Genomic DNA, 7,682 nt, shown 5'->3' with positions numbered 1-7,682 from the left:
CTTCGCAAACGCCGGCTACGCTTCCGTCAAAACATGAAACGCTCTAGGCCAGAAGAAAACTCAGCGAACGAAAAAGCCCGGCACAGAAGTGCCGGGCAAGAAGCAGGGTTTTGGCAATCCCTGCGGGGAAGCTAGGTTTGGCGGAGAGTCCCGGATGTCGGCTGCGGTCAATCAGTCCTGATCCTGCAGCCGCACCACCCTCAGAGCCTATCGCCCATAGGCGCCGGCCGGCGCACCCTCAACGGCGCGCCGCTTGAACTGGCGGATCGACGCGTTCATCCAGACCATCGAGATCGCGACGATCGCGAAGAGCAGCATGAAACAGCTCGACCAGAGGCCGGTCCAGTCCTTGAGGAAACCGAAGGCGACGGGCAGGATGAAGCCGCCGAGGCCGCCCATCATGCCGACGACGCCGCCGACGGCGCCGACATGCTCCGGATAATAGGCCGGAATGTGCTTGTAGACGGCCGCCTTGCCGAGGCTCATCACGAAGCCGAGTACGAAGGTCACGCCGACGAAGACGACCGGCGTGATGTGCAGAACGGAGCCACCCTCGGGCACGGAAAGAATGAGCGTTGCCACGGCGGACACGGCGAACATCGCATACATGATCTTGCGCGCGCCGATCCTGTCGGAAAGCGCTCCGCCATAGGCACGGAAAATGCTGCCGGGAATGGAATAGGCGGCGGCGATCATGCCGGCCGTTTCGAGGTTGAAACCGTAAACGCCAACCAGGTAACGCGGCAGCCACAGCGCCAGGGCGACAAAGCCGCCGAAAGCAAAGAAGTAGTAAAGCGAGAAGCGCCAGACCTGGACGTTCTTGAGAGGGGCGAATTCGCTGAGGAAACTCTTGCGCGGCTGGCTTGTCTCGCGGCGGGCGCGGAACTTCGGGTCATCTTCAGTCGTGAACCAGAAGGCGATGGCGGTCAGCAGGAGCCCGGCGGCCCAGACCTGCGCGACCATCTGCCAGCCATAGGCGACGAGAACGAGCGGCGCCAGGAACTTGGTCACCGCAGCGCCGACATTGCCGGCCCCGAAGATGCCAAGCGCCGTACCCTGCTTTTCCGGCGGAAAGAAGGGCGAGACATAGGCGACACCGACGGCGAAGGAACCGCCCGCAATGCCGACGCCAAGGCCGGCGAGCAGCATCTGAGGATATGTCGTCGCATAGGCGAGGAGGAAGGTCGACAGTGCCGCCGCCACCATGGTGACCGTATAGACAAGCCGGCCGCCATAGCGGTTGGTCCAGATGCCGAGCACGATACGGATCAGCGAGCCGGTGAGAATCGGCATGCCGATCAGAAGCCCGAACTGCGCTTCGCTGAGGCCAAGCTCCTGTTTGATGCGAACGCCAATGATGGAAAATATCGTCCAGACGGCGAAACAGATGGTGAAAGCCGTCGTCGAGACCCACAGGGCGCGGCCTTGTTCCTTTGCGGTGGTTTTCTGTGTCGGATGAACAGAGGACATGGCTTCTCCCGGCGCGACAGCGCCATTCGATCGTTGATCCTGGAAATGCCCCGAACTGAGCGCCTCGCTTGATAGCGATCGGCGCTTCCACCGTGCTTAAGCAACTTTGCTTCTGGTGCGCGACATTGGGCACCGCCGGCGGCTTGCTCGGGCTCGGTTTAATGGATGCAAGTGACGTGCCAACTGAAGACGTTCCGGAAAATAAAACGAATTCAAATAATTGGCCTGCCAGACAACCAAGGTCCGCGCTTGAGGTGCTAAAATATTAGCCCGACGCACCAGCAGTGATGAATTAATAGGCATGGACCAGTAGCCCATCTGCATCTAGCTTCGCTCGCGAGCCGTCGCCGAGGGAACTCCTGGTACGCGATATCGTTCTCCCTGATGACTAAATCACGATGATTTTGGGTCCGATCGACCCAGATTCATAAACGTGATCGATTCCAAAGGGTTAGAGAGGGATGCGGGCGGAAAACCGCGCTCACATTTCCTCATCCCGCTCTCAGGGAGTGCTGCAGCATGTTCACCCGAAGGCATCATCGCCAAACGCCCGAAAAGCGGGCCTCTGCCACCTTCCCGATCGGCGTCCTTTTGCTCGCGATCTGCGCCATCTTCGTCTACTTGACGATCGGCGGCGGCCTGTTGGAGACCGACACCGTGGTCTATACGCCGCAGATTGCCGACGCGACCGGGCATCGCTGACGGTCCGAGGCTGCTGCATGATTCCTTAAATCGGAATCCATTTAAGGACAAAATCATGCAGCGTTTCGAGGTGCTACTTCGACCTTGGCGCGTCCGATTGGACGCGCGGCGCTGTAGGGCTCCCGTGGCGTGCGAGCGGCACCGACGGCTCTCGCCAAGCGTCGAACCTTTCGCGGCGCGCCGCATCGAAATGTGCAAGCCAAAATAGAAGCTTGGGAACGAACAGGACCGGAGACAGTTAGATGCGGCAGAAGCCAAAGGACGCCGACATGTTCAAAACATGGAACGAATGCGTCATCGTGGATTTGCCCGATCTCGACGGTATTCAGATCGTCTGGACTCCGGCCGAAGCGGCTACGTTGCTCAGCGAACATTGGCCGGTCTCCCATGGGAGCGCCTACAACGCCGCACTCAATGCCTGTACCGATGGCATGCTGGGCACCGCTTCCCACGATCAAGCGCGGCAGACCTTTATCTCCGCGATCGAGGAAGCGAAAGTCAGGATGATGCGGTGAGCCCTCCACCCGAACGGCCCCCGCCCGAAGAGGGCGACCTCCAGCAACGAGGCAGCTCAATACGCCAACAGAGACATCAGCGCTCGTCGTCCGTCACCTTCGGGGGAACGCGACCGGTATGATGGACTGGATTGTTCTTTCCGCCTGGTTCGGTCGGCTTCTCGCGCCGCTCCGATGTTCCGCTCCGGGCTGGCGGCTCGTGCGTTTTGTCGGTGCCGGGTTGCGCAGCCTGATCTGGTAGCGCATGCGGATCCACAGGCATTTCCTTGGAATCCGGCTTCCATGTTGGAGACGGCATCGGGTGATCCTTAAGGTGGTCGTTCTTGAGATTTGTCATCGTCGCGATCCTTTCCTTCTGGGGATCGAACGGTCGGCTCGCCTGAAGGTTCCTTGGCAGTCGGGCGGTGGGCGGACGTCAGATGGAACCTATCTTTTGACAAGTCAGTTCGAGTGACAGCCAATTATTCGCAAAGGAGCGATTTCACGTGGCGAAGAACGTTCCGGCGCAGCCAGAACAAGCTCCGGACCGGTTGCTGACTGCGCGGCGTTCGCGGGCATTCGTGCTTTTGGTCGCCATCGCGGCGGGTATCGTCGTGTGCTACCTACTGGCCGTGCCTTTCCTGCCGGCGCTAACCTGGGCGCTTGTCCTTGCAATCATGTTCCACCCGCTCACCGGCGGATATCAAAGGACCTCCGCTATCCGGACATCGCCGCCGCAGCGACGGTGGCAATCGCCGCTTTCGTTGTTGCGGTGCCGCTCACCCTGGTTGCGGAGCGGCTGGTGAATGAGGCGGCCAGAGGCGCGCAGATCGTCGCGGAAGCGCTGAGGACGGGGAGTTGGCGCGACGCCATTGCCACGTATCCGCGTATCGGGCTGGTTCTTCTCTGGATTGAGACCCAGCTTGACCTTGCGGGCCTCGCAGGCAATGCTGCCGCTCTGCTCACCAATTTCAGCGCATCCTTGGTCCGCCGCTCGGTGGTGCAGATCATCGACGTCGTCCTGACCTTCTACTTCCTGTTCTATTTCCTGCGCGACGGGCGCGAAGCCTTAAACATGCTCAAGAAGTTCGCTCCACTGACCTCCGCAGAGATGGACAAGCTGTTCCTTCGCGTCAGCGAAACGGTCCACGCGATCGTGTTCGGAACCTTCGCCGTTGCGGTGGTGCAGGGTACGTTGGGCGGACTGATGTTCTGGCTGCTGGGCCTGCCGTCGCCGTTGCTCTGGGGTCTGGCCATGGGCCTGCTGGCGATGGTGCCGGTTCTCGGCGCTTTCATCATCTGGATTCCGGCCGCGCTGTCCCTCGCGCTCACCGGCGAATGGGGCAAGGCATTGATCCTGACAGCCTGGGGAGGCGTCGTGGTCGCGACCGTCGACAACCTGCTCTATCCGATCTTCGTCGGAGATCGGCTGAAGCTGCACACGGTATTGGCGTTCATGAGCATGATCGGCGGCGTCTTCGTGTTTGGGCCGGCGGGGCTGGTGATCGGGCCGGTGACCTTCACGGTGACGCTGCTGCTGCTCGACTTCTGGCGCGAACACAACAGAGAAAACGACAACTAGCTCATCGCCGCTTCGTCCACTTCCGGTTCGCCCGCGCATCCTTTGGCAGACGGATCGATTTCCAGCTCCACCAGGATCGGGAGATGATCGGAAGCGACCCGCGCAAGGGCACTGCTATGCACCTTGCAATCGCGCACGCCTATCCCTTCGCCGACGAAGACGTGGTCGAGCCGCAGCAGCGGTAGTCGGGAGGGGAAGGTCGGCCGGGGCTTGGCTTTCAATTGGAGCTGCACGTCCTTGAGGTGCGCAGCCAGCAGCTTGTAGGCGGCCGAGCGGGCGATGGCGTTGAGGTCTCCCGCCAGAACGACTCGCGAGTCCGCTTGACCTATTCCGCCAAGCCAGCCGGGGCCGAGCAAAGTCGTTGCCTGGCGGACCCGCTCCGAACCGCGCAGTCCAAGATGCGTGACGATGACCTGGAGCTTGGCGTCAGCGAGGTCGATCTCCACCCAGAGCGCGCCGCGCGGCTCTCCGGTCGACGGCAGCACATCCGCCTTGACGAGGCGCATCGGCAAGGCCGTCAGCACCGCATCGCCGTATCGCTCGTCTTTGAGGTGCAGAGCCGGATGGAAATGTGCTTCCATGTTGAGATGGGTGGCGATCATATGAGCCTGGTCTATTCCGCCGCTGCGGGCGCGGCCAACATCCACTTCCTGCAGGGCGATAATGTCGGGTCGGCATTCACTGACGACCGCGGCGACGCGCGCCGGGTCGAGCTTCCGGTCGGTCCCGAAGCAGCTATGGACGTTGTAGGTGAGGAAACGTAGCGGTCGAGGCATGATCCTGCTTTATCGGCCCTACTGCATGTTTCCTTAAATCGCAGCCGATTTAAGGAAACATGCAGCAGTTCAAAGTGCTACAGCGACCTTTTGCGCGTCCAATAGGACGCGCGGCGCTGTAGGTCTTGCGTTCGGGAACACGCAGGACCCGCTTTTCGTTCCGAGAGACGCGCAAAGGAACGAGGCCGATGCCGAATAAAATCATCGCCAGAACATTCATACTCGCTGCCATCAGCGTCGCCGTCTGGCTGATCTACCGGACGCTTCGTCAGTACACGTTCGACGAGATCGTCCGCTCGATGCTGCAGATCCCCGTCGGACATCTGCTGGCGGGAATCGGCTTCGTCTTCCTCTCCTATTTCTGCCTGACGCTGTTCGACACCCTCGCGGTGCGCTACGTCGGACAGAAGCTCCCTTATCGTCAGGTGGCGCTCGCCTCCTTCACCAGCCTCTCGATCGGCCACAATGTCGGCGTCGCAGCCCTGAGCAGCGGAGCGGTGCGATACAGGTTCTATTCGCGCTGGGGATTGAGTGTCGAGCAGGTGGCGAAGATCATTATCTTCTGCGGCGTCACGGTCGGCCTCGGCCTCATGACGCTGGCCGGTCTCTGCTGCCTGATTATGCCGGAGAGCGCCGCGCGGATCATCGGCCTGTCGGAAGGCGGCGCCCGTCTTCTCGGTATCGCCTGTCTTGCCGGTTCGCTAGGCTATGTGGTGATGGCCGGTTTCTTGCGTGGTTCGCTGCGCTTGTTCCGCTGGAAGTTTGAAATGCCGCCGCAGCAGATCGCAGCCGGTCAGATCGTCGTCGGCACGGCCAACTTCCTTTGCGTCAGCGCCTGCCTGCATCAACTGGTGCTGGCGTTCGGAGATGCCGGCTTCTTCGAGACGGCGACGGCCTATGTCGGCGCAAATCTGACGGCTCTTGTCAGCCACGTCCCGGGCGGCATCGGCGTGCTCGAGGCCACAATAGCCTTTCTGCTCGGACAGTCGGCAAGTATCGGCGCGTTGATCGCCTTCAGGGCGATCTATTTCTTCCTGCCGCTACCGCTCGGATTGATTTTGCTGTCGATCGCCGAAGTCCGTCACTGGGACAATGCGAAGAGCTTGGAAAGCAAGGCGAAAAGCTGACCAATCCAGCGCTGCAGCAATGCACGCGTGCGATGGAAAGGCCTGAACGGACTGCGCGGATCGACGATATGCGTACCCCAGACAAGGTCGGTCGCACCATGGCCTTCGATCCCGTCGAAGGCCCGCAGACCGCGCGAACGTGTGTTCAGCCTGTCGACGACGGCGACAAGAGAGCCTGTTTCCTGCAGCGCCCTCTCGACCTCGCTCGGCTCAACACCGAGATGCTCCGCCAGCAGCGCGTTGCGAAAGCCCGCGATCGCGGTACTGTGCGCCTCGCTCGCCGCCTCGACCGCGACGTCGCATTCCGTGTCAAAGCCTTCCGAGCGGTGATTGAAATTCGACGAGCCGACACGCAGGAACCGCTCGTCAATGGCGACCACCTTCGAGTGGATGATGACCTCCTGTTCGGAGCCGTCCGCTTTGGGCACCACGGGATAGGCGACCCGCAGCCTGCCGTGGCGATCCATCTGCTTCAGCCGACGGATGAGGCGGTCGCGATTGCCTCCCATCACGACCTTCTCCAGAAAACCGTGGGAACTGCGGGTGGTGACCACCACGATCTCGGGACCGTCGGGCTCCCGCAGCCGCTCGCCCAGCAGCTTGCCGATCCGATGCGAAGCGAAGTACTGGTTCTCGATATAAATGTGGCACCGGGCGCCGCGCAATGCGTCAAGCGTCAACCGCAACGCCTCCTGTCGCCCTCGTCTTTTGCCGAAACCCGGCTCGGTGCGCGCGATGGCAATCCGGCAATCCGTCAGGACCGGTTCTATGCCGGGCGGCCATGCGACCGCCGCAGACTCTGGTGCATCGATGTCCTCGCCGACCGAGGACTTCCAGCGGAAGCGGCAGAGATCTCCGATGGCTCGGCTGGCGTCCCCCTCCAGCACCACCTGGATGTCATGGACCGGATCGTAGGGATTTCCGTCCGGATCACGGCGCAGATCATTCTCGGCCAGATGATCCGGCGTGTCCCAGCGCCGCGCGGTCAGGTCGATGCCGCCGACGAAAGCGATGCGGTCGTCGATCGAGGCGAGCTTCTGATGATGCGAGCCGCGAAATGCGCGGTGGCTGGCAAAACGAAGTTCGATCTGCGGATGCGCGGCCCATTCCTGCTTGCGAAACAGCCGCAACGATTTTCCCGAATAGATCGGCCCCATCGCCCAGATGAGGATGCGGATTCTGAGTTTCGGTTTTCGCGCCGCCAGCCGCTCCAGCTTGGTGCCGAGTGCCTCTGCGTCGGGATCGTCAGGAAGTAACTTGATGCGGGGATCGAAATCCCATCCGGTGATCCAGAGCTGCTCCTCCGCCTGCTCGATAACCTGATCGAGACAGGCATAGTAGGCGGCCCCGTCAACGAGGAAGTGCACACGATCGGCAGGCGCGCTGCGCCAGATGTTCTCGGCTTCCCTGATGATCGGTCGGCGCGTCCGACTCCATCGGTTGGGCGAACTGCCGGTGAAAACGGTCTTCCAGGCCAAGCTTCTTTTCCCGTGGTGGCGACTGCAAAAAAATCCATTTCAACCGAGATTGT

Annotated in this window: 6 protein-coding genes and 2 pseudogenes; 4 read left to right on the top strand and 4 right to left on the bottom strand. The window is 61.4% G+C overall.

The window, feature by feature from the left end; translation table 11 throughout:
• Positions 1-207 precede the first annotated feature (207 nt).
• Complete coding sequence (locus tag N181_RS20005; protein WP_037428970.1) at positions 208-1,470, bottom strand: MFS transporter; 1,263 nt, start codon at positions 1,468-1,470, stop codon at positions 208-210.
• A gap of 519 nt (positions 1,471-1,989) precedes the next feature.
• Here N181_RS20005 and N181_RS20000 point away from each other — a divergent pair.
• The gene (locus tag N181_RS20000; RefSeq protein WP_037428967.1) at positions 1,990-2,172 is read left to right on the top strand and encodes a hypothetical protein; all 183 of its coding nucleotides are present in this window, start codon (positions 1,990-1,992) and stop codon (positions 2,170-2,172) included.
• A 269-nt stretch (positions 2,173-2,441) separates the two neighbouring features.
• Entirely contained in the window at positions 2,442-2,687 is a 246-nt protein-coding gene (locus N181_RS19995; RefSeq protein ID WP_037428972.1) for a DUF982 domain-containing protein, read from the top strand.
• A gap of 76 nt (positions 2,688-2,763) precedes the next feature.
• On the opposite strand, the gene N181_RS32050 is transcribed toward N181_RS19995, so the two are convergent.
• The gene (locus N181_RS32050; protein ID WP_080579022.1) at positions 2,764-3,024 is read right to left on the bottom strand and encodes a hypothetical protein; all 261 of its coding nucleotides are present in this window, start codon (positions 3,022-3,024) and stop codon (positions 2,764-2,766) included.
• A gap of 148 nt (positions 3,025-3,172) precedes the next feature.
• On the opposite strand from N181_RS32050, the pseudogene N181_RS19990 reads away from it, so the two are divergent.
• Positions 3,173-4,248 (top strand): annotated as a pseudogene (locus N181_RS19990) (AI-2E family transporter).
• On the opposite strand, the gene N181_RS19985 reads toward N181_RS19990, so the two are convergent.
• Entirely contained in the window at positions 4,245-5,024 is a 780-nt protein-coding gene (locus tag N181_RS19985) for an endonuclease/exonuclease/phosphatase family protein (protein ID WP_037428961.1), read from the bottom strand. The pseudogene N181_RS19990 and the gene N181_RS19985 overlap by 4 nt on opposite strands.
• A 188-nt stretch (positions 5,025-5,212) precedes the next feature.
• Here N181_RS19985 and N181_RS19980 point away from each other — a divergent pair, with 188 nt between their 5' ends.
• Positions 5,213-6,151 carry a putative bifunctional lysylphosphatidylglycerol flippase/synthetase gene (locus N181_RS19980; RefSeq protein WP_037393114.1) on the top strand — a complete coding sequence of 313 codons (939 nt, stop codon included), beginning with the start codon at positions 5,213-5,215 and terminating at the stop codon, positions 6,149-6,151.
• Here the strand turns inward: N181_RS19980 and N181_RS19975 are convergent.
• A pseudogene (locus tag N181_RS19975) lies at positions 6,106-7,667 on the bottom strand (phospholipase D-like domain-containing protein). The gene N181_RS19980 and the pseudogene N181_RS19975 overlap by 46 nt on opposite strands.
• Positions 7,668-7,682 lie beyond the last annotated feature (15 nt).

This window comes from Sinorhizobium fredii USDA 205 (assembly GCF_001461695.1).
Taxonomy (GTDB): Bacteria; Pseudomonadota; Alphaproteobacteria; order Rhizobiales; family Rhizobiaceae; genus Sinorhizobium; species Sinorhizobium fredii.
This window is presented reverse-complemented; position numbering and strand designations above follow the sequence as displayed.